We start from the raw sequence: 18,658 nt of genomic DNA, 5'->3' as shown, positions 1-18,658 counted from the left end.
TTATGGATATCGCAGTAACGACCAACATTCTGACCATCGTATTGTGCCTGGCGGTTCTGGTTCAGAGCAGCCGCATGATGCGCAGCCTGCGCAAGGTGAAGGACGGCGCATTGAGCGATACCGTCAAGGCGCTCGACATCGCCACGGTTCAGGCGCGCGCGGTGCTTTCGGACATGAAGCGGACGCTGAGCGGCGATTGCGCCGAAAATGCCCGGCTGGTCGCAGAGGCCCGCGAACTGCGCGACGAGCTTTCGGTGATGATCGGCATTGCCGACTCCACTGCCGAACGGATCGCCGGGGCAGTGAGCAGCGCGCGGGGCGAGCAACGCGAAGACGCAGACAAGCCGGCAAAGCCCGCGTCTGCGCGCACCCGGGCAAAGGCCGAACCCAAGCGCCGTGCGCCGCGCAAGACCAAGGCGCAGGTCGGCGAAGACACGGCGCTGGTTTCCGCAATCGCCGCGGCGGTCGCCGCCGGCATGCCGGCAGAGGCAGCATGATCGCGCGCCCTTCGCTGATGCTGCTGATGGCCGGCGCCGCCGGACTTTCGGTCGTCGCGCATGGCGTGACGGCAGCGGCGCAGGATGCCTCGCAACAGGGGCAGCCCAAGACGCGGCTCGGAACCGCGATCGAACAGGACATGTCGCAGCGCGACCGGCAGGCCGCGCAACGCCGCCGCTCGCTGACCCTGCGCGAACAGGCCGCGGCAGCCGCCGAAGCCCGCTTGCAGGCGAGCATGGCAAGCCAGCGCCAGGCAACCGAAGCAGAGGCGGCAACCGGAGAACCTGCCGAAGCCGAAGGCGCGCAGTTCGATGAACTCGCGCGCATCTATCAGTCGATGCGTCCCAAAAACGCTGCGGTCGTGTTCGAACAGCTCGCGATGGAAGTACAGGTCGAGGTCGCCAGGCGGATGCGCGAGCGCAACACCGCGCTGATCATGGCGAACATGTCGCCCGAAGGGGCCGCACGGCTGACCATGGCGCTGGCGCGTGGTCGCGAGGATAGCGGAAGGCGGACTGCCGCAACGGGTGGCGCACAGGCAGAAGCGCGCTGAATATCGGCGCCCCGGATTTGCATTGCAGTTTGAAAAGGGCGGCGCTCAGCCGGGAAAGGCGCCGACCCGAACGATCAGCACGCGCGCGACGCCATGATCCGCCGCCTGAAGCGCGGCGGTAAGATCCTGATCGAGCATCGCGACATCCACTGCGCGCATGCCGCTGGCATAAAGCCGCGCAAATTCGAGCGACGCGGCCACCGCCGCCGCGCGCAATACCGGCATCATTTCCTGAATATTCTTCGCAGCGGCATCATCGGTCGCGTCGAGCACCAGCCGCACGCGAAGTTCGCCGCCAACTCGCCCGCTGTCGGTGATGGGCACGGCGATCTCGGGCATTTCGACGAAGTGCGTTCCCTCGCCGCCCGACGACCCGCCGCCTGACGCATTCGCGACCGGCACGGGGATCGCCATCGCGATCAGAGCGGAAAGAAACGCCGGAATTCGCAACGAAACAGCTCCCCTGAACGGCGCGGTTCGCGCCACTTCCTTCTATAATAGAGGATAACCCCAGCGAGAGACGCATGTCCCAAGACCAACGCCCCGGAAAAATGCGCGTCGTCAGCGAGGCTGCGACGGCTGTCGGTGCGACGGCCACGCCCGCCTTGCCTGCCGTCGATACGGCGAAGCCTGCGGCGAAGAAGGCCGGCAAACTGGTTCCGATGCTGCTCTTCCTGTTCGGTGCTGCTGCCGGCGGCGGCACAATCGCATTTGTTGCCGGCTCGGGTCTGCTCGGCTGATGCAACGCAGCGTTTCCCTGTTCGCGCTGGCGCTTGCCGCCGGCTCGCCGCTTTCCGCTTCCGAGCCGGAAAAGCCCGCGCCCGATGCGACGGCACATTCCGGGCCTCCGGTCGAAGCGCCCGCGCAAACCGCAGATGCGCCGAGCGGCGATATCGCCCTGCCCCGCTTCGCCGCCGAGCTGGCACAGCGGCCCATGTTCATGGGCACCGCCGCATGGCGACCCGAAGGCGATGCGCGCGCGCGCTGGATGTCCGCCGGTCGGGCGAAACGCCAGGCGGCACGCTGGGACTATGCCCGGGCGCTGATCGGCGCCGGGCGCGCGCCCGAGGCACTGGGCATGCTTACGCTGATGGAAGAGGATGACGCCGATCTGGCGCTCGTGCCCGTGTTCCAGCTCGCAAAAGGCATAGCGCAGCTGCAGTTGCACCGACCGGCCGAAGCCATGGCGGTGCTGTCCGGCGCGGAACTGCGCGACAATGCCGAGGCATGCGCCTGGCGGATGCGCGCGCTCGCCGCGCTGGGCCGCGACGACGAAGCACTGCAGCAAGTCAATTGCGCGCTGCCTGCGATCAACGGGCGCCGCGATGCCAGCCGGATCCCCTTCATATTGGCGGCCGCCGACGCGGCGGTACGCGCCGGGCGACCGGGCATGGCGCTGCGCTGGCTGAATCCGCTCACCGATCGCGATCCTGCGGCAAATGTGCTGCGTGGTCGCGCCTATCTGGCGATGGGCGAAGTACAGGCCGGCCGCTTGCGGCTGGAACGGGTGCTGATCGACGGAACCGAAGAGCAAAAGGCCGACGCCCGGCTGGCGCTGGTCGAAGGCGAGATCGATCATGGCGCGCTGTCCCCGGCCGAAGCGATCGGGAAGCTCGAGACCGTGCGCTATAGCTGGCGCGGCGGCCCGATAGAGGAACGCGCCCTGCGCCGCGAATTCATGCTCGCCATGGCAAGCCACGATACCACCGCGACGCTCCGGTCCGCCGCAACGCTGATCGGCTATTTCGAGCCGCGTAGCGATGCTGCCGAATTGCTCGAACAGGCGCGGACGGCGCTGTTCGCCGTGCTGGCGCCCGATAGCGGCGTGCCGCTGGCCCAGGCGGCGGGGCTCTATTGGGATTATCGCGAGCTGGCGCCGGCCGGACCCGATGGCGACCGGCTGGTCGACCGGCTGGCCGACCGGCTTCAGGAAGCGGGCCTGTATGAGCGCGCCGCCGATCTGCTCGATCATCAGTTGCGCGAACGCGCGCAGGATGTGGTTCAGGGGCCGCTGTCGATCAAGGTCGCGTCGCTGCGCATCCTGGCCGGACAGCCCGAACGCGCGATCCGCGTGCTGCAGGAGACCGAGCAGCCGGGATATTCCGACGAAATGATCTGGGATCGCAAGCGCGTGGAAGCGGTCGCGCTGCACGTGCTGGGCAAACCCGAAGCCGCGATGGCGGCACTGGACGGCATACCCGGCGGCGACCTGCTACGCGCGGAATTCGAATGGAAGGACGCGGCGTGGGAACGCTTTGCCGCGACCAACGGCGCCGCCCTTCCCGGTCGCGGCCCGCTCCAGGCGCCGCAACAGGCACAGATATTGCGCCAGGCGATCGCGCTGGCGATGCTGGGACGCGAAGACGGCCTGGTGGCGCTGCGCAACCGCTATGGCAGCGCGTTCGAAAAGCTGCCGAGCGCAGGCGTGTTCGATGTGCTGACGCGCGCGGTGGGATCGGTGGATCCGGCCACGGTAAGCGCGGCGATGGGGGAAATTCCCTCGGCGAGCCCGGCGGGTCGCTTCGCCGACCTGATCGACGCGGTCTATACCGAATAGGCGCGGGCAAATCCGGCGGGCGCATGCCCGCCGGAGCGATCAGAGATAGCGGACGAGGCTGAGGTTCGACAGCTGGGAAAAGACCGAATAGCTGGCTTCCAGCACGGCCTTTTGCTGGGCAAGGTCGATCGCGACCTGACCCAGATCGGCATCCTCATTATTCTCGATCACGCCCTGCAGCACGAGCGCGCGCTGTTCGCCGCGTGCGACGAGCGATTCGAGTTGCGCCTGTTTGCGCCCATTTGCCGCATTGACGCTGTTCACATCGTCCAGCCCATTGGCAAGCTGTTCGGCAGCCTGTTGCAGAACCAGCTTCTGATCGTCGGTCAAAGCGGCACCGATCGCGCCGCCATCGGCAAGCGTACGAAACGCATCGAACAGCTTGCCGCCCAGCTGGCTGGCACCGATGCCATAGGTAACATCGACATTGTCGTCGACACGCGCCTTTGCCAGCACCTGGTCATCGGCAAAGGCATCGGCAGGGTCCATGCCGGAGAGATCGGAAAATTTCAGCGGCTTGAACGGCAAAGTGTCGGTTTGCGATCCCGCGAACAGCGGCTTGCCGCCTTCCGATGCGTTGAGCGAATTGCGAAGCTGGTCGAACGCGGCCTCGATGTCCGATTGCAGCCCCTGGGACTGACCGGTGCCGATCGCCGTCAGGATCAACGTGCGCAGCGTTGAAGCCGATTCCTCCACGACTTCGATATGCCCCTGATAGAGGTCCAGCGTCGTCCCGACGCGCTTTGCCACAACCGACGTTGCCTGTTGCTTGGCAAGCATCGAGTGCGTCGAAAGATTGCGCACCGCTTCTGTGCCCAGATCGGCGAAATCGCTGGCCTTTTTGCCGGTCGACAGCCGTACCTGCGTAAGCGCGAGTTTTTCCTGCGACTTGCCGATCGCATCGGCCATGGTGCGCTGGAGCGGAATGGTGGCAACGCGAGTCATCTCTATCTCCCCGATCAGCCGACCATCGCGATCAGCGTATCGTACATTTCGCTGGCGGTGCTCATCACGCGCGCCGATGCGGCATAGCTGTTCTGAAGCACCACCATCTGTGCCAGCTCCTCGTCGATATTGACGCCGGAAAAGCTGTCGCGGCGGCTCGTCGCGTCGGCGCGGCGCGCCGTGGCGTCCGCCAGCGAATCTTCTGCCTTCGAAGCCTGAAGCCCCGCTTTGCCGAGCAACAGGCTGGAAAAACGCTCCAGCGTCGCGCTGCCGTCCTTGCCGAAGTCGACCGGAATATCGAGCCGCTCGACAAAGCCATTGGCGCCGCGGGTGTCGCCGGCGCCGAGCGCCTTCTCGCCCAATGCCGCGCTTGCCTGAAACCGCGCAAGCGGCAGCTTTACGGCGCTGGCCGCCACATCCGAACGAACCGCCGCGTCGGAAAGGCCGCTCGACGCGCCGGTCAGCCCCATCAGCGCCGAAAGCGTGCGCCCGGTACCCCGCCGATCGGTGGAATCGACGGGAATGGTGATGGTCGAACCCGCGACCGACGCAGTCGCATCGAACCGCAACCGGCCGCGATCATCGAGCGCAAAATTGCCGAACTGCCCCATCGGGCTGGCGTTGAGATCATTTACCAGGTCACCGAAGGTGCCGCCGCCCGACGTGGCAAGCGCGTAGCTGGCAAGCTCGCGTCCGCTGGTGTCGCGCAGCACGAATTGAGTCGTCTGGCCGGCTGCGAAGCCATGCGGATCGGTGGCAGCGAACCCCGATGGGACCAGCGAGCTCGTATCGCTGCGCACCACATCGTTGAGACCGAAAAATTGCGCGAAGCCCACGCCCCCGCGATCGCTGGGGCGGGTTTCGTCCTGCGCCACCACGACGCCGTTGCTGCTGTTGGCGGCAGTCAGATTGAGCTTGCCGTCGACAAAGCTGGCGGTTGCCGCGCCGCCCAGGCCCGCGTTGATCTGTGCGACCACCGTATCCACGGTCGCATTCGCCGGCAGCGTGGAAAAGTCGATGTCGGCCCGCGCGATCAGCGTGCCGTTGGCGGCAGTGACCGCGAATGTCGCGGCACCGGTAAACCCGGCCCTGTCGCTTCCGCCAAGGCCGGTCTGACGCCCGTTCAGGCTGGCCGGAGCGGGCACGGTCGTGTTGGCATTGGACACCGAATTCAACGCTTCGGCCATGCCGCCAAACAGCACGCCGACCTGTTCGTTGAATTCGGGAAGCGCGCGGTCGCGCAAATCGATCAGCCCGCCCAGCTTGCCGCCGACCACCGCGCTGTCGAGCTTTTCCCCCGTGGCCGCGCCCAGATTGCCCTGGCCGTCGGCGAAACGCAGTTCGATCGCGGGATAATGCGGCTGCGCGATCCCGGCGCCGCTGGAGGGATAGCTTAGCTGACGCAGTTTCTTGTCGAGGAGCGTAGCGCCATTCGCGGCTTCGATCGTCACGCGGCCATCGGGCTGATCGCGCACATTGATCGAAACCAGCTGGCTGAGTTCCTCGATCGCGTTCATCCGCTGATCGGCGGGACCGCTGGTGCTGCGGCCCAGGCCGGTCAGCTGCGAAACCGTGGTGTTGAGGTCGTAAACCCGCTGCAACAGACCGTTGATGCGATCGACCGTATAGCCGACTTCGCTTTCGACATCGCCGCGCAGATTTTCGACATCGTCGGTAAGCTGCTGCATCGACGACAGCGCGTCCTGAACATTGCCGGTGAATTCGGCTGCGGTCTGTTCGGCGCCCATCGCACCGGTCATCGCCACTGCGGACGAAGCGATCGCGTCGAGCCGCGCGGGCAGGCCCGACTCGCCGCCCGGTTCGCCCAGCAATTCCTGGAGACGATCGAGATATTCGGCCTTGACCTCGGCCCGGCCATAATCGCCCGAACGACGATAGACAGTCGCTTCGAGAAACTGGTCGGCAACCCGGCTGGGCTCGCCAACGGCGACGCCGCTGACCCGCCCCGCAACGACCCGTGTCGTCAGGTTGGTCTTTTCGCGCGCATAGCCGGTGACGTTGACGTTCGCGATATTGTTCGAGACCGAGCGCAACCCCGCCTGCGCGGCCGCAAGCCCCGATGTCGCGCTGTGGAGGATCTCGTTGATGGACATTGCGTTCCGATCCCCAACTCCCGCCGTTTCCGGACCGGATCATCTCCGGCCCGGAATCGACAGCATGATTACCGCTTGAGGTCGCTGACTTCGCGCAACATGTCGTCCACCGTCGTGATGATCTTGGACGATGCGCTATAGGCGCGCTGGAAGCGGATCATGTTGGTGAATTCGCCCGCCAGATCGACGTTCGAGGATTCGAGCGAATTGGCGGAGATGCTGCCTGCGCCGAGCGAACCCGGAGCATTGAGCGCGAATCCGCCCGATTGCTGGCTGATCCCATAGGCATTGCCCGACAGGCGGGTAAGGCCGTCCGGATTCTGGAACGTGGCGATCGGCAACTGGAATACCGAGCGCGTTGAACCATCGTCGAAGATCGCGCTGACGATGCCGTCATCGGTGATTTCGATGGTGGAAAGATTGCCGAGCAATCCGCCGTTCACCGACGAGGAGATCATCGCCGATTCGGTGCCGAACTGGGTAAGGCCGTTGATCCCGCCATCGTCGCCGATCTGCAGTTCGATCGGCACCGATCCGGCGCCGTTGGTCCAGTTGATATTGAGATCGTCGAACAGCGCGGGCGACGAGTTTGCGCGATCCAGGCTGCCGTCCGGATTGAACATCAACGTGCCGCTCGCCAGCAGTCCGCCGGCCGCGGTGACATCGCTGGCGGGATCGGCATAGATTTCCGACTGCCAGCTGTTCGGACCGGTCTTGAGATAGGACATGGTGATCCGGTGCGTGGAACCTTGCGAATCATAGACGTCGAACGAGCGCGAAAATTCGGGCGCTACAGCTCCGGACGCCATGTCGCCTGCGGCATAGGCGCCGGTATAGGCGGTTGCCGAGGAACTGAGATTGGTGCGCATCTGGATACGCGTGGACGGCTGGGCCGTACCTGTCAGATCGCTGATGCGGACCGGCTCGAGCGTCGCGAGATTGCCGGTATTGGTATAATTGCCCTCTGCATCGAGGCGCCAGCCATAGAGATAGAGACCGGCGGCGTTGCGCAGAAAGCCCTCATTGTCGGGACGGAAGGAACCGGCACGCGTGAATTCGACGTCGCCATTGGCGTTGGGTTCGTTGCGCGTGACGAAAAAGCCCGCGCCTTCGATCGCGATATCGGTGCTGCTCGACGAAGCCTGCAGCAGACCCTGTTTGGAAATCATCGCAATCGGGGCAACCGTTACGCCGCCGGCCGAATAGGAACTGGTGCTGCGTCCGTCGGTGACCATCGAACGGAACTGGGCATCGGTGCCCTTATAGCCGATGGTGTTGATATTGGTGATATTGTCGGCGACCGCGGCCATCGCATTGGCGTGGGCGCCAAGGCCGGAAACGCCGGCATAGAGTGCGGAATAGAGGCTCAACTCTGATACTCCCCGGATGATGGCTCAACCGAGCCCTTCCTGCGCATTATAGGATGGCGGAGCACGTCACGGTTCGATGTGGCGATTTATGCATAGCCCGGAGCGAAAATATTTCGCCGCGCCGGTTCGCACTCTTGCGGGTTTCTTCGTTGCTGCGCCGTGGCTAGGCAAATTTTGCCGGTGCACCGTCCCGACCCGCGCATTCATCCTATAATGAAGCCAAGAGCATCATCAAAAGGACGCCCCATGCTTCGGATCACGCTCCGGGACGGCGAAAAGGCAATTATCAACGGCGCGGTCGTTCGCGCGATCGGTCGCACGCGGCTGCTCGTGGAAAACCGCGTGTCGATCCTGCGCGGCAGCGAAGTGATGCAGCCCGAGGATGCGACCACGCCTGCGCGCAAACTCTATTTCACCTGCATGCTCGCCTATGTCGATCTCGAACAGCGCGAAGCGCATAACGACGCGATCCTGACCGAACTTCAGGCCCTGCTCGCCGCCATGCAGCAGCCTGCCGCCAAGGCGGCCTGTGTCCGCTTCGCCAACCACCTTGCCCGCAGCGATTATTATCGCGCGCTGGCATCGGCACGCGATCTGATCGCGCTCGAACAGACCGGACCGGCCGAACCCGAAGCCGGTGCGCAAGCCGAGGCGGCCTGAGGAACAGCCATGCAGACGCTCGCCAGCGCAGCCCGTGCGATCCGCGCCAAGGCGCCCGACCATCGGTTCGGGCGCGTGGTCGCGGTGCGCGGCGCGCTGATCGAAGTCGAAGGGCTGGCCGGCGCCACGCAGATCGGAAGCCGCGTGGCGATCCGTTCCAACAGCGGCATCGTCGAAACCGAAGTCACTGCCCTTGATCGCGAACTGGCGCTGTGCATGCCCTTCGCCGATCCGCAGGGCGTGGGGCTCGGCGCGCGCGCCGATCTTGCCGCCGGGCAATTGAGCTTGCGGCCGTCGACAGGCTGGCTCGGTCGCATGATAGACGGACTGGGACGGCCGGTGGACGGCAAGGGCGCATTGCCGCTTGGCGCGGACCCGCATCTGATCAAGGCCCCGCCGCCCGCTGCCGCAAATCGCGCGCGCGTTGGCGGGCGCGTGGAAACGGGTGTCCGGGCGCTCGATATGTTCGCACCGCTGTGCCAGGGCCAGCGGCTGGGCCTGTTCGCAGGTTCCGGCGTCGGCAAGTCGGTGCTGCTGTCGATGCTGGCGCGCTGGACGCAATGCGACGTCGCGGTGATCGGTCTGATCGGCGAACGCGGCCGCGAAGTGCAGGAATTCGTCGAGGACGATCTGGGCGAACAGGGCCTTGCCCGCAGCGTCGTTGTCGTCGCGACATCGGACGAACCCGCGCTGATGCGTCGCCAGGCGGCCTGGACCACGCTCGCCGTCGCGGAGCATTTCCGCGATCAGGGGCTGAACGTCCTGTGCCTGATGGATTCGGTCACGCGCTTCGCCATGGCACAGCGCGAGATCGGACTGGCAAGCGGCGAACCTCCGGCGACCAAGGGCTATCCGCCGACGGTATTTGCCGAGCTGCCGCGCCTCCTCGAACGTGCCGGTCCCGGCCTGCCGGGTCAGGGCAGCATCACCGGCCTGTTCACGGTGCTGGTCGATGGCGATGATCACAACGAACCGGTCGCAGACGCTGTGCGCGGCATTCTGGACGGACATGTGGTGATGCGCCGCGCGATCGCCGAACGCGGTCGCTATCCGGCGATCGACTTGCTCAAATCGGTGTCGCGCACGCTGCCCCATTGCCTGGACGAGGCGCAGAACACTGCCCGCGTTTCCGCGCGCAACCTGCTCTCCACTTATGCCGATATGGAAGAGATGGTGCGGCTGGGCGCGTATAAGCGCGGATCGAACCCCGACGTCGATCGCGCGGTCGCGCTGGCGCCGCGGATCGAAGCGATGCTCAATCAGGGCAAGGAAGACCGCGGCCATTCGGGCGAAGCCTTCGCCGCGCTTGCCGCCATCGTCGACGATGCGCTTGCAGAGGAGCCTGTCGCATGAAGAGTTTCGACACCGCACTTCGCGTTCAGCGTCGCGAACTCGATGCGCTGCGCGTTTCGATCAGCGTTCAGATCGAACAGGTCGATATGCTGACCGACGAACAGCGCGCGCATCTGGAGGCAGAGCGTCGCGAGCGCGCGGCAGCGTCCGAAATCTGGATACCCACCGATGCCTGGGCCGCGCGCATGCGCAGCGAGCGCGACCGGCTGGCCCGCAGCGCCCGGGATGCGAGCGAGCGGCTGACGCTGCTGCGCAGCCGCGCGGCGGAAAGCTATGGCACCATGCGTGCCATCGAAGAGGCCGCCGCGCGCCGACAGGAAGAAATCGACCGCGAACAATCCGCCGTCGAACAGGCGCAGGCCGATGATTTCGGCACTGCCCGTTTCCTGGCCGCGCGCGGTATCGAGCGGAGGCGGATGCAATGAACGGCCCCGAAACGCTTGCTTCGCTGACCCCGGCGCGGCGCGCCGAACTGATCTATCGCACCGCGCAATCGGAAATGTCGAACCGGCTGTGGCGCGCTGCGCTGGGCGATCCGGATGGCAAGGATCGCAGCGATCCTGCCGGCGGGACCGGCAGCATCGGCGGCCTTCCGGTCGAAATGCTGATGCAGATGATGGGCGGCGGCAATAGCGCCGGGGCTCAGGCGGGCGGCGCGTGCGGATGCCAGCATCATTGCTGTTGCTGCCAGCATGAGGGCGGTAGCGCGGCGATCGGCGCAGCCGCAAACGCAACGGGCCCCGACCCCGCCCTGCGCGCAGCCGCGCTGGCGCGCGGGAACGGCATTGCCGCGGTCGGGATCAGCGCCACCGGCGCCGCCGACACGCTTGCCCCCGCCCCGGCCGCCGGCCCGCTCGATCTGGGCCCCAATGATCGGTACGCCGGCACCATCGCAGCCGCGTCAGCCGCGACGGGCGTCCCCGCGCCCGCCATTGCCGCAATCGTCGACGCCGAATCGGCGCGCCATCCCGATGGCAGCTGGAATCCCCTTTCGCGCAATCCGCGTTCGAGCGCAGCCGGACTTGGCCAGTTTCTCAGCGGCACCTGGCAGGATCTGGCACAGACGCCGGGATGCTGGCTCAACGACGTCGCGAAACAGCGCGGCTGGCTGGATCAGGCGGGACGCATCGTGCCGCAGGCGCGCGCGGAACTGCTGCAGCTACGCTATGATCCCGGCGCGGCGATTCGCACCGTCGCCGATTTCGCGCGAATCAATCTCGACCGGCTCGAATCCTCGGGCTTCAACGTACGCGCGGATTCAGAGACGGTGGCCAAGGCAGCCTATCTCACTCATCATCTGGGTCTGGGCGATGCCCGCCGCTTTCTGGGCAATGAAATCGGCACCGAACGGGCACGCTCGCTGCTGACCGCGCAAATCGGCCCTGTGGCAGCGCAGGAAAGGATCACGCGCGCGGGCGGCGCAGTCCAGGCGCATCGCCAGTGGCTGCTCGGCTATATCGCGCAACGCGTCCAGCCGGACCGGTTCGCATCGTAAATTTTTCGGGAACCATGTCCGTAGCGCTACGGATGCCACCCAACCTGCAAAAATTATCCTATAATTTTTAACAGAGGCCGGAATGATTCCTGCCGCGGCTACGATGCCGATCGAGCAGATCGCCAAGAAAATCCCGAAAAACCGTCATTTTCTATGCAAAAGCCCGTTCCTAGGTGTGACTACTCATATGTAGGATTACATATAGGACTGGTTAACTCCTTTTAGGAGGATCACGCCAATCTCCTGAGTGTGAACAGCGTCCAGGGGGTCGCTGACAACAATCAGGGGGACAGAGATGTCCAAGGTCACGATCGCACTTGAAGCCGCTGTTGCTTCCGCACTTGAAAACATGCCGAAGGACGGCGAGCAGACCCGGCGCCAGCGCGCCAATGTCGACCGCGCCTATGCCGAAATCCTGAAGCTGATCGCACCGCGTATCCGTCACTTCATCCGCCAGTACGGGCTCAACGCCCATTGGGAAGATGCCGAACAATGCTGTGCCATCGCCGTGCATCGTGCGATCCAGGCCTATGACCCCGCCAAGGCCCAGTTCACCACCTTCATCAACTGGCAGATCCGCGGCGAACTGCAGAGCCTGCGCTTCCGCCTGATGACCGATCAGCGCCCGTCGGCGAAGAAGGTCGAAGCGACCACCGTGTCGCTCAGCGCCCTCGCTTCGAGCGCCGATGGCGAGGAAATGTCGCCCGAAACGCTGATCGAAGACGAATTTGCCCAGGAACGCACCGAAGCGGCCGCGTCGGATTATCTCGCCGACAATGCCATCGAAGCGCTGGTCGACGCCTATGTCGATCATCTCCGCAAGGTCGGGATCGAACAGCTGCATCGTCGCCCGCGCCCCAAGCGCCGCGAACGCCTGCCGAGCGACGCACCGCGCCTGCGCGTCGCCACCCACGGAATCGACCCCGACGAGCTCGAAAAGCTCGAAGCCAAGCTCGAACGCGATCGCGAGATCGTTCTGCGCCGCGTATTCGACGCCGCCACGCTCGACGATCTGTCGAACGACACCGGCGTGACCAAGGAACGCGTCCGCCAGATCACCAAGCGCGCCACCAAGGCGATGGCCGATCTTGCCGCCGCCGATCCGCGCTTCGCCGTGATGGCCGAATATAAGGCTGCGGCCGCCGAGCGGGCTCGCCCGCGCCGCGCCGCCGCCGCGCCCGCTCCCTCGCTGCTGCCGCGTGCCGATGACGCGCACAACCGCCTGACGCGGGTGCGTGCGATCGATCCGGCATCGCTGCATGCCGGCGACGAAGCTGCGGCGGAAAAGACGCGCAGCGGCAACGCCCAGCTGGTCGTCAATATGAGCTCGGCGTCCCGCCATTGATCCCCGGGGTACGCGGCTCTGCAACCAGCGCCGCGTATTTCTTCCTATAATGGAAATACCCCCTGAGGATTCTCTATCGTGACCGTTCGCATGATCGCTCCCGCCGCCCCGACGCTTGAATCATCCGGGGCATTTCGCCCCAACCGGCGGCTCTCCAGTCTCGCCCGGCGCGTGGCGCACAGCGCCTCGGTACTGCTGGCCCCCGACCCGCGGATGCTGCTCGGCATCCTGTGCGAAGGCGACCGGATTTCGCTCGGCTGGTGGAGCCCGCAGTTCGAAATCGTGGCGCGGCTCGATGCCTCACGCAGCGACTTTTGCCCCATCGGAACCGCGGAAGGTGCAGTCCAGCGTAGCGGCGCGGTGCTGCTCGACTGGCTGATCGGTCGCTGGCCGCCCGGCGCCGCGCCGACGCGGTTCGGCATCGTCACCGACGGTATCGGTGTCGCCTTCGCCCCGGAACGACCCGACCCCTTCCTTCCCGGCTGGTTCGCCGATATCGCCAGCGGGCGCCATGTCCTGCGCGAGATCCGCCCGCTTTCGCCCACCGGTTCCGCCGCATTGCTGAGCTATCAGGAACAGGGGATCGTCCTCCACTAGGTCATTCCGACAATCACAGCTTGTTCATTAATTCGCTCCAAGATAAAGGCCGCTTGGAAGCGAGGGGATAATAATGAGCAGTATCGCCGGTGTAGCTGGCGTGGAAAATGGCGCCGCAACTACAGTTGCGGCGACGGTTCCGGTCGATCTGTATCGGGGAATCGTGTTTCCCAACCATATGCGCGAGCTGCGCCGGGCGCATGGCTATGCCAAGCTGCTCCCGCTCGCGGCTGCGATCCCCGACATCCCCTATATCCGCCTGTCAAAAATCGAACGCGGCGAAGTCGTCGCCCGGCCCGAGGAATTGCGGCATATCGCCGCGGCGCTGGGAATCGCGCCCGAAACCTTGCTGATCGATCCCGACGCGCCGGGTTTCGACATTGCGCGATGGGCCGAACCGTTTCGCGACGGCAGCGACATCGACATCGCCGAGGAACGGTTCGCGGTCCTGCTGGGCGCTGCGGTGCGAGCGATGCGGGCAAGCGACGCGGCACTGACGATCGCCGCCATCGAACGCGATCATGGCCTGCCGCCGGTCAATCTTTCCCGGCTGGAAAACGCGCAAAAGACCTTTGCCCGCTGGAACGGCTCGGTACGCCAGTCGCTCTATTCGCTGTTCGGCGTTTCCGGCGAAGCGGCGCTGCGCGCACGAATCGAGGATCGGCATCGCAGCGGCGCGCTCGACGCCTTTCTTTCCAGCGTGTCCGATCCCGCCGAACGCCTCGCGCGCAGCCGCGATCGCATCGCCGAACTGCGCGCGGCGCTGACGGGCGGACAGCCGGGAAGCGCCAGGCCCGGCCGCGCGGCACCGGTGCACATGCCGGCCCCCGCCCCCGCCGCTATTCCGACGGCCACCATCCCGGTCTATTCGACCAGCCTGGCCGGCGGGTTGATCGCGGCGGATGCGACGTCGGAACATGTCGCCGCGCCCGAAAATGTCGGCCCGCAAGCATTTGCGGTGCGCACGTCGCGCGCCACGCTGGGCCCGGGATTGCCGGTCCAGACCGTGCTGATCGCCGATCCGGCGCGGTCGCCCAGCCCCGGCGGGCTTGTCCTGTTACGCGAAGAACAGGGATGGCGGCTGCTTGCCGTCGAATCGAATCGCAGCGGCGGCATGACCGGATTTTCGCTGCATCCGGAATATGACGTCCCGCTCGACGACTGCGACCCGGCCCGGCTTGCGCCAGTGGTTACCGCAACCTTTCCATAACGCTCCGCACATCTCCAATCTGACGCGCATGCTGCTTTCCTTCTAACAAGCAGAAAGGAGGCAGTGGGGATGGCGTATCTGCGGCGGATCGGGATTTGGGCGGCCTCGCGAGAGCACGCGCTGATCGCCGTGCTTCCGCTCCCGCTGTTCGTTCTGGTCTGGGGCGCGTTCGAAATGCTTGCAGGGATCGGCGCCTTTGGTGCCGATCGCGAGACGATCATGGCGATCGAACTGGTCGCCACGATGATTCTGACGCTGTTCTTCTATCTCGCCCTGCTGATCCGTCGCACCGAAGGGTTGCGTGTCGAATATGCCCGGCGCACGCGTGCTGAGGCAGATATCAAGCGTTTCGCACGCTTCGATTCGCTGACCGGCCTGCCCAATCGCAATTCGCTGATAAAGGCGCTTCTGGATGCGTCCGTCCGATCGCGCGCAGGGAAGCAAATTTCGCTGATCGCGCTCGATCTCGACCGGTTTCGGCCGATCAACGATATTCACGGGCATGAAGCGGGCGACCATGCGCTGCAGGTGATCGCTGATCGGATACATAAAATCTGCGGAACCCGCGCCTTTGCCGCACGGCTCAGCGGCGACGAATTCGCCTGTTTCCTGCGACACCCCACAGGATCGTCATGGCCGACAAACCTGGCCGAAACGCTGGCACGCGGCATTGCCCAACCGATTCAGCTGCGCGCCGGCGTCGTTCAGATCACGGCATCGCTGGGCATCGCCACGCTGCCGGCGGAATCGCTCGATGGCGAACGGCTGCTGCGCTCGGCAACCTTCGCCGCCCAGCAGTCGAGCCGCAACGGCCGTGGCAGATGCGCGCTTTTCGTCCCGGAAATGGCCGCGAAAATGGATGATCGCGCCGCGTTGGAAGTCGATATGCGATCGGGCATCACCCGGGGCGAGTTCATTCCCTATTTCCAGCCGATCGTGTCGCTTCAGTCGGGCAAGCTCAATGGTTTCGAATGCCTGGCGCGCTGGCAGCACCCACAGCGCGGGCTGGTGTCGCCCGATATCTTCATCCCCATTGCCGAAGAAGCGGGCCTGATTCAGGAGCTCAGCTATGCGATTCTGAGCGCAGCCTGCCGACATGCGCGCGAATGGCCCGCGGAACTGACGCTTTCGATCAACATATCGCCGATGCAGCTGATCGACAGCTGGTTGCCCGAGCGTATCCTGCGAACGCTGTGCGAAACGGGGTTTCCCGCGCAGCGGCTGATCGTCGAGATCACCGAAAACAGGCTGGTCGGCGATTTCGATGCCGCGCGCGCGATCCTGACATCTCTGCACAATGCCGGCGTCCAGATCGCACTGGACGATTTCGGCACGGGCTATTCGGGGCTCAAGCATCTGCGCGAGCTTCAGTTCAATCGGGTCAAGATCGACCGCAGCTTCATCACTCATATGGAAACCCAGGAAAACCGCGCGATCATCGCGTCGATCCTGCGGCTCAGCGAAGGGCTGAAACTCGCAGTCACTGCCGAGGGCGTCGAAACCCGCGAACAGGCCGATGCGCTGCATGCGCTCGGATGCCCGCTCGCTCAGGGCTATTTGTTCGGGCATGCCGAACCGGCGCCGCGTGCGCTTGCGCTTGCGCGGCAGATGGTGCCCCATGCTGCTCCGCATGGCGACCGCGTGGTCAGCCTCCACACGCCCGCCATCGTCATTCCGTGCGACAGCAGCCGGACCGCCAACGGCTGCAACGCGGACAGGTGACTCCCCGTGCCAGCATGCTAGAGCGGCGCGGCGGTACATCAGGGAAAGAGGCTCGGCATCGATGGGATTGCTCGTCGCGATCGAAGGCGCCGATGGCGTCGGCAAGAACACGACCGCAAACGCGTTGCGCGATACGCTGGCCGCGCGCGGACGCAGCGCGGAGCTGATCGCCTTTCCCCGCTATGGCGAAACCGTCGCCGGGGTAACCATCGGTCGGTTTCTTGCCGGCGAGCTGCCGGTGCCGATGACGGTAGAGGCCGCCGCGGTCCTCTATGCGCTCGACCGGCTGGAATGGCGCGACACGCTCAACCGCGCGCTGGCGACGAACGATGTGGTGGTGCTCGACCGCTATGTCGCATCGAACATGGCCTATCAGGGTGCGAAGGTCCCGCCCGGAGAAGCGCGCGCGTTGATGGACTGGATCCGCGCGCTGGAAATCGACCAGTTCGCGCTGCCGCTGCCCGCGCTCAACATCTATCTCGATACGCCCTGGGAACTTGCGCGCGAAATGATCCTGAAAAAGGCGCAGCGCAGCTATACCGACCGCAGCTATGACGTGCATGAGGAGGACGTCGCGCTGCAACAGCGCGTTCGCGCCAATTACGAAGCGATCGCCGCTGCGGGCCTGCTGGGAAGCTGGCGGATCGTTCAGGCGAGCCAGGACGGCGCGATGCGCCCGACCGCCGCGATCGTGGCGGACATCATGGCGGCGATCGACGCGCTCTGACGCCTCCGGGCGTCGGCCCGGCTTTCACCGTTACGGGTCCGGTCCATAGTGGCGAATCGCCCCGCGCGCTGTATGCTCGTCTGTGGGAACGCATCGCATCGGGACGGGGCCGCCAGACGCCCGCCCGATCTCGCCGCCGGGGGCGGCCGGCCGGTTTGTGCCGGAACAGGGGGATTGCCATGCGACCGATCGTCTTCGCGCTGTTGATGCTCGCCAGCCTGAGCGGCTGTGCGCGCGGCGCGCTCAACATCGATTGTCCCAGCTTCGAAACGATGCGGCGCGATTTGCCCTATTCGCAGCTCGAACGCGAAATCCATGGCGAAACGGCAACGCCGCCTGCGGAAAATGCCGATCAGTCCGAACTGACCGAACGCGTCGAAGCGACGCTGCCGTCAGAAGCGGAAATGACCGACCCGACCGCTCCCACCCCGACTCCTATACTGTTGCTGCTGAGCGGTGGCGGCCAATGGGGGGCGTTCGGAGCGGGGTATCTCAACGAACTGCGGCTGCGCAGCGATCTGCCCGAATTCACGGTCATCACGGGAGTCAGTACCGGCGGGCTGCAATCCATGTTCATCGCCGTTGCCACAACCGAAGCCTATGACGGGCTGCTGCGTGCCTATGACCCCACGCGCGAAAGCGATGTGGTCGATCGCGATCCGACATGGCAGGCGGCGTTTCGCGGCTCCGTCGCGGGGCTTTCCCCATTGCGCCGGCGGATCGAAGCCGCGCTCTGCCCGGACGCGCTGATCGACGATCCGGAAAGCCGGTGCATGCTCGACGGGTTGCGCAGGTTGAAGGGGCGCAAGACCGTGCTGATCGGATTCGTCAATGCGGAAACCGGGCGGTTCCAATATGTCGACGCCGTCGATCTGGCACAGCTGCCCCGGCGACAGGCACGCACCTGCCTTACCGGCGCGGCGCTTGCATCGGCGGCGATGCCGGTATTTTTCCAACAGGTGAGGATCAACGGCGTCGCTTATTATGACGGTGGCGTGCGATCCTCGGTCTTCGAAGCATCGGTGGCGCATACTGCCGCGCTGGTGACCGAGCGGCGCGAGATTCTCGACGCGCTCTACAACCGTATCTGGCGCGACCGCGAGGCGCGACTGCCGATTTATGTCGTACGCAACGGCCCGACGACGGTTCAGCCGGATCCCGATGTCAATCGCCAGTCGGGCGCGCTGACCGCGGCGATGCGCGCCGAGGGAATCGTCGTCAATCAGCTCGAAATCGGGTCGATCGCCGCGCTGCGCATCGAGCATCCGCGCGGGCCGCTGCTGCTCGTCACCGCCGATGGCTGGGACACCGCCGGCTGCGTCAAACCGGGCGGCGGCGCGATGTTCGACAAGGATTTCATGAACTGCCTGACGCGTTTCGGCGCGGCCAAGGCACGCGCCCCCTCCCCATGGATATCGCTCTCACAACTTCCCTTGCATGGCGAAGCGGATGCCGAACCGCCGGACAGTTGAATTTCGCCTGAAGAAACGGATATCGGCACGGAGCCGGGCG

At 65.3% G+C, this 18,658-nt stretch carries 18 protein-coding genes; 14 read left to right on the top strand and 4 right to left on the bottom strand.

Going from position 1 to position 18,658, the window contains the following annotated elements; all coding sequences use genetic code 11:
• Window positions 1-2: 2 nt before the first annotated feature.
• Both DKB74_RS18925 and DKB74_RS01690 read left to right on the top strand, forming a co-directional pair.
• Window positions 3-497 (top strand): DUF6468 domain-containing protein, encoded by a 495-nt coding sequence (locus tag DKB74_RS18925; protein WP_193504336.1) that lies wholly within the window; start codon window positions 3-5, stop codon window positions 495-497.
• On the top strand, window positions 494-1,051 hold the full coding sequence (locus DKB74_RS01690; protein ID WP_164497896.1) for a MotE family protein: 558 nt from the start codon (window positions 494-496) through the stop codon (window positions 1,049-1,051). The genes DKB74_RS18925 and DKB74_RS01690 overlap by 4 nt, the downstream gene beginning before the upstream one ends.
• Window positions 1,052-1,096: 45 nt before the next feature.
• Here the strand turns inward: DKB74_RS01690 and DKB74_RS01685 are convergent, their stop codons facing one another.
• On the bottom strand, window positions 1,097-1,501 hold the full coding sequence (locus DKB74_RS01685; RefSeq protein ID WP_239987328.1) for a hypothetical protein: 405 nt from the start codon (window positions 1,499-1,501) through the stop codon (window positions 1,097-1,099).
• A gap of 74 nt (window positions 1,502-1,575) precedes the next feature.
• Between DKB74_RS01685 and DKB74_RS01680 the strand changes: the two genes are divergently transcribed.
• Window positions 1,576-1,791, top strand: coding sequence for a hypothetical protein (locus DKB74_RS01680; RefSeq protein ID WP_145960873.1), 216 nt, complete (start codon window positions 1,576-1,578; stop codon window positions 1,789-1,791).
• Window positions 1,791-3,608, top strand: coding sequence for a hypothetical protein (locus DKB74_RS01675; RefSeq protein WP_109806376.1), 1,818 nt, complete (start codon window positions 1,791-1,793; stop codon window positions 3,606-3,608). The genes DKB74_RS01680 and DKB74_RS01675 overlap by 1 nt, the downstream gene beginning before the upstream one ends.
• Window positions 3,609-3,647: 39 nt before the next feature.
• On the opposite strand, the gene DKB74_RS01670 is transcribed toward DKB74_RS01675, so the two are convergent.
• The 3 genes from DKB74_RS01670 to DKB74_RS01660 all read right to left on the bottom strand — a co-directional run bounded on the left by DKB74_RS01670 (window position 3,648) and on the right by DKB74_RS01660 (window position 8,037).
• Window positions 3,648-4,553 carry a flagellin N-terminal helical domain-containing protein gene (locus DKB74_RS01670; RefSeq protein WP_109806375.1) on the bottom strand — a complete coding sequence of 302 codons (906 nt, stop codon included), beginning with the start codon at window positions 4,551-4,553 and terminating at the stop codon, window positions 3,648-3,650.
• A gap of 14 nt (window positions 4,554-4,567) precedes the next feature.
• Window positions 4,568-6,667, bottom strand: coding sequence for a flagellar hook-associated protein FlgK (locus tag DKB74_RS01665; protein ID WP_109806374.1), 2,100 nt, complete (start codon window positions 6,665-6,667; stop codon window positions 4,568-4,570).
• A gap of 68 nt (window positions 6,668-6,735) precedes the next feature.
• A complete protein-coding gene (locus tag DKB74_RS01660) occupies window positions 6,736-8,037 on the bottom strand; it encodes a flagellar hook protein FlgE (RefSeq protein ID WP_109806373.1) in 1,302 nt (433 codons plus the stop codon).
• A gap of 246 nt (window positions 8,038-8,283) precedes the next feature.
• Here DKB74_RS01660 and DKB74_RS01655 point away from each other — a divergent pair, with 246 nt between their 5' ends.
• The 10 genes from DKB74_RS01655 (at window position 8,284) to DKB74_RS01610 (ending at window position 18,618) form a co-directional block, all read left to right on the top strand.
• Window positions 8,284-8,697: a flagellar biosynthesis repressor FlbT gene (locus DKB74_RS01655; RefSeq protein WP_109806372.1), complete on the top strand. Its 414-nt coding sequence runs from the start codon at window positions 8,284-8,286 to the stop codon at window positions 8,695-8,697.
• Between the two features lie 9 nt (window positions 8,698-8,706).
• Window positions 8,707-10,050, top strand: a complete 1,344-nt coding sequence (gene fliI, locus DKB74_RS01650) for a flagellar protein export ATPase FliI (protein WP_109806371.1) — start codon at window positions 8,707-8,709, stop codon at window positions 10,048-10,050.
• Window positions 10,047-10,475 (top strand): hypothetical protein, encoded by a 429-nt coding sequence (locus DKB74_RS01645; protein WP_109806370.1) that lies wholly within the window; start codon window positions 10,047-10,049, stop codon window positions 10,473-10,475. Before fliI ends, DKB74_RS01645 begins: the two co-directional genes overlap by 4 nt.
• On the top strand, window positions 10,472-11,545 hold the full coding sequence (locus DKB74_RS01640; protein WP_109806369.1) for a peptidoglycan-binding protein: 1,074 nt from the start codon (window positions 10,472-10,474) through the stop codon (window positions 11,543-11,545). The genes DKB74_RS01645 and DKB74_RS01640 overlap by 4 nt, the downstream gene beginning before the upstream one ends.
• A gap of 295 nt (window positions 11,546-11,840) precedes the next feature.
• A complete protein-coding gene (locus tag DKB74_RS01635; protein ID WP_109806368.1) occupies window positions 11,841-12,890 on the top strand; it encodes a sigma factor-like helix-turn-helix DNA-binding protein in 1,050 nt (349 codons plus the stop codon).
• 78 nt (window positions 12,891-12,968) lie between these two features.
• Window positions 12,969-13,487, top strand: a complete 519-nt coding sequence (locus tag DKB74_RS01630) for a hypothetical protein (RefSeq protein ID WP_145960872.1) — start codon at window positions 12,969-12,971, stop codon at window positions 13,485-13,487.
• Between the two features lie 73 nt (window positions 13,488-13,560).
• A complete protein-coding gene (locus DKB74_RS01625) occupies window positions 13,561-14,697 on the top strand; it encodes a helix-turn-helix domain-containing protein (RefSeq protein ID WP_239987327.1) in 1,137 nt (378 codons plus the stop codon).
• Between the two features lie 69 nt (window positions 14,698-14,766).
• Window positions 14,767-16,419: a putative bifunctional diguanylate cyclase/phosphodiesterase gene (locus tag DKB74_RS01620; protein WP_109806365.1), complete on the top strand. Its 1,653-nt coding sequence runs from the start codon at window positions 14,767-14,769 to the stop codon at window positions 16,417-16,419.
• 61 nt (window positions 16,420-16,480) lie between these two features.
• A complete protein-coding gene (locus DKB74_RS01615) occupies window positions 16,481-17,146 on the top strand; it encodes a dTMP kinase (protein WP_109806364.1) in 666 nt (221 codons plus the stop codon).
• A gap of 179 nt (window positions 17,147-17,325) precedes the next feature.
• Window positions 17,326-18,618, top strand: coding sequence for a patatin-like phospholipase family protein (locus DKB74_RS01610; RefSeq protein WP_109806363.1), 1,293 nt, complete (start codon window positions 17,326-17,328; stop codon window positions 18,616-18,618).
• Window positions 18,619-18,658: the final 40 nt, after the last annotated feature.

It is taken from the genome of Stakelama portus (genome assembly GCF_003171655.1).
GTDB lineage: Bacteria > Pseudomonadota > Alphaproteobacteria > Sphingomonadales > Sphingomonadaceae > Sphingomonas > Sphingomonas portus.
The sequence above is the reverse complement of the archived record's forward strand: the minus strand, read 5'-3'. Positions and strand labels throughout refer to the sequence as shown.

Coding starts and splice junctions, on each gene's coding strand:
- DKB74_RS18925 (WP_193504336.1), top strand. CDS start 3: ATGGATATCGCAGTAACGACCAACATTCTGACCATCGTATTGTGCCTG.
- DKB74_RS01690 (WP_164497896.1), top strand. CDS start 494: ATGATCGCGCGCCCTTCGCTGATGCTGCTGATGGCCGGCGCCGCCGGA.
- DKB74_RS01680 (WP_145960873.1), top strand. CDS start 1,576: ATGTCCCAAGACCAACGCCCCGGAAAAATGCGCGTCGTCAGCGAGGCT.
- DKB74_RS01675 (WP_109806376.1), top strand. CDS start 1,791: ATGCAACGCAGCGTTTCCCTGTTCGCGCTGGCGCTTGCCGCCGGCTCG.
- DKB74_RS01670 (WP_109806375.1), bottom strand. CDS start 4,553: ATGACTCGCGTTGCCACCATTCCGCTCCAGCGCACCATGGCCGATGCG.
- DKB74_RS01665 (WP_109806374.1), bottom strand. CDS start 6,667: ATGTCCATCAACGAGATCCTCCACAGCGCGACATCGGGGCTTGCGGCC.
- DKB74_RS01655 (WP_109806372.1), top strand. CDS start 8,284: ATGCTTCGGATCACGCTCCGGGACGGCGAAAAGGCAATTATCAACGGC.
- fliI (WP_109806371.1), top strand. CDS start 8,707: ATGCAGACGCTCGCCAGCGCAGCCCGTGCGATCCGCGCCAAGGCGCCC.
- DKB74_RS01645 (WP_109806370.1), top strand. CDS start 10,047: ATGAAGAGTTTCGACACCGCACTTCGCGTTCAGCGTCGCGAACTCGAT.
- DKB74_RS01640 (WP_109806369.1), top strand. CDS start 10,472: ATGAACGGCCCCGAAACGCTTGCTTCGCTGACCCCGGCGCGGCGCGCC.
- DKB74_RS01635 (WP_109806368.1), top strand. CDS start 11,841: ATGTCCAAGGTCACGATCGCACTTGAAGCCGCTGTTGCTTCCGCACTT.
- DKB74_RS01625 (WP_239987327.1), top strand. CDS start 13,561: ATGAGCAGTATCGCCGGTGTAGCTGGCGTGGAAAATGGCGCCGCAACT.
- DKB74_RS01620 (WP_109806365.1), top strand. CDS start 14,767: ATGGCGTATCTGCGGCGGATCGGGATTTGGGCGGCCTCGCGAGAGCAC.
- DKB74_RS01615 (WP_109806364.1), top strand. CDS start 16,481: ATGGGATTGCTCGTCGCGATCGAAGGCGCCGATGGCGTCGGCAAGAAC.
- DKB74_RS01610 (WP_109806363.1), top strand. CDS start 17,326: ATGCGACCGATCGTCTTCGCGCTGTTGATGCTCGCCAGCCTGAGCGGC.